The 1,885-nt window shown below is 66.4% G+C and carries 2 protein-coding genes; one reads left to right on the top strand and one right to left on the bottom strand.

From position 1 onward, the window contains the following. Positions 1–99 precede the first annotated feature (99 nt). Positions 100–636, top strand: a complete 537-nt coding sequence (locus tag Q4E95_RS13945; protein ID WP_303383761.1) for a DUF3515 domain-containing protein — start codon at positions 100–102, stop codon at positions 634–636. A 53-nt stretch (positions 637–689) separates the two neighbouring features. Here the strand turns inward: Q4E95_RS13945 and Q4E95_RS13940 are convergent, their stop codons facing one another. Then, positions 690–1,853, bottom strand: a complete 1,164-nt coding sequence (locus Q4E95_RS13940) for a D-alanine--D-alanine ligase family protein (protein WP_303383762.1) — start codon at positions 1,851–1,853, stop codon at positions 690–692. Positions 1,854–1,885: the final 32 nt, after the last annotated feature.

Genomic DNA, 1,885 nt, shown 5'->3' with positions numbered 1-1,885 from the left:
CGGGGGTCGGTGTGGGGGAAACGGTCATGGGTTCAGCGTAACGAGCGGCACACCCGGCTTCGCAGAGGCCACACGGTCAGCGCGTCTACAGTGGAGATCATGTTCTTCTCCCGCGCGCGCACCCAGGACGGATCTCACGGACTCCACAACTCCACCCGCCGCGCGGCATTGGCAACGATGACTTTGGGGACCTTGTTGCTCACCGGGTGCGGCTCCCCCGTCACGGTCGAGGGAGCGCCGCACAATACCGATCCCGCGTGCGCGTCCGCCATGCTGGCCATGCCCGAGACCATGGGCGATTTGGACCAGCGGGCCACCACGAGTCAGGGCACCACGGCCTACGGCGATCCCTCGGGTGTGATCGTGCGCTGCGGAGTGGAGCCACCGGCACCCACCACTGATCCGTGCACCAACGTCAACGGGGTGGACTGGTTGATCTCCGAGGTGGAGGGTCAGGAGAATCAGTGGCGAGCCGTCAGCTACGGTCGCTCCCCCGCCGTGGAACTGCTTTTCGACACCGCTCGTGTTCCGTCATCCACCGCGATCGTGGAGGCCGGCAGTGCGGTGGCGCAGATCCCCCAGGAGAACACGTGCTTGTCCGTGTCCGACACCCTGGACCTGCAGAACACCCCCTGACCCGGAACGGGCCACGGGGTGCCAGGACGGTCGGTGATCGACTCGCGGGGTGCTCAGCGCAGTCCCACGGGGCGTTCCAGCGCCAGCGAAATCAGCTCGTCGATCAGATCCGGGTACTGCACTCCGGACGCCGCCCACATCCGCGGGTACATGGAAATCGGGGTGAAGCCGGGCATCGTGTTGATCTCGTTGATGATCACGCGGTGATCGGGCGTGACAAAGAAATCGCAGCGCGAGAGTCCCTCGCCGTCAATGGCGTCGAATGCTATGACTGCCTTCTCCCGCAGGGTCGCGATCACATCGTCGGGCAGATTCGCGGGACAGGACAGTCGGGCGCCGTCGTCCGCTACGTACTTGGCCTCGAAGTCGTAGAAGTCATGGCCCTGGACCTCGATCTCACCGGGCAGGGACGCACGAGGGGTGGACCACTCGTGAGCGCCCAGCACGGCGCACTCGATTTCGCGGCCGTCGATCCCGGCCTCGATCACGAGCTTCAGGTCGTGCTTGCGGGCGGTCTCGATGGCGGCGTCGAGGTCTTCGGCCTCGTCCACGCGGGTGATCCCGAACGAAGAACCGGCGCGAGCGGGCTTGACGAAGACGGGGAAACCCAACGCGGCCACGTTGTTCCGGACCTGCTCCGGGTTGGTCAACCAGTCGCGGTTGTGGACCACGGTGTAGGGACCGACCTCCAGCCCGGCGGCCTCGAAGGCGACCTTCATGAAGTGCTTGTCCATCCCGATGGCCGAGGCCGAGACACCGCAGCCCACGTAGGGCAGGTCGGCCAACTCCAGCAGACCCTGCAGGGTCCCGTCCTCTCCGAACGGCCCGTGCAGCAGCGGGAACACGGCGTCGATGTGCCGGCCCCGCGTCAGTGCGCCGCCTTCGACCCCGTATTCGTGGACGAGCAGCTCGTTCTCCCCCACCTGCAACGGCAGGGTCACTCGCTTCTCGCCCACGGGCAACACGGCCATGGTCCGGCTGTCCAACAGGGTCTCCAGTTCCTCCTGCGAATACAGGAACCAGGTGCCATCGGTGGCGATGCCAACGCTCACCACGTCCCACCGATCGCGATTGATGGCGCGCAGCACCGAACGGGCGGTGACCAAGGACACCGAATGCTCGGAGGAGCGGCCCCCGAACACCACGGCCACGCAGGGTTTGCCGGCCGCGCCGGCCCCCTCCGCGGTGCCTTGAGCGTTGTCCGCCGTGTTCATCATGCGCTGTTCCCTTCGGATTTGAGGTCTCGGCC

This window comes from Kocuria sp. (assembly GCF_030536815.1).
Lineage (GTDB): Bacteria > Actinomycetota > Actinomycetes > Actinomycetales > Micrococcaceae > Kocuria > Kocuria gwangalliensis.
The sequence above is the reverse complement of the archived record's forward strand: the minus strand, read 5'-3'. Positions and strand labels throughout refer to the sequence as shown.

Excerpts from the sequence above, each read along its gene's own strand:
- Q4E95_RS13940 (WP_303383762.1), bottom strand. The coding sequence starts at position 1,853 with ATGATGAACACGGCGGACAACGCTCAAGGCACCGCGGAGGGGGCCGGC.
- Q4E95_RS13945 (WP_303383761.1), top strand. The coding sequence starts at position 100 with ATGTTCTTCTCCCGCGCGCGCACCCAGGACGGATCTCACGGACTCCAC.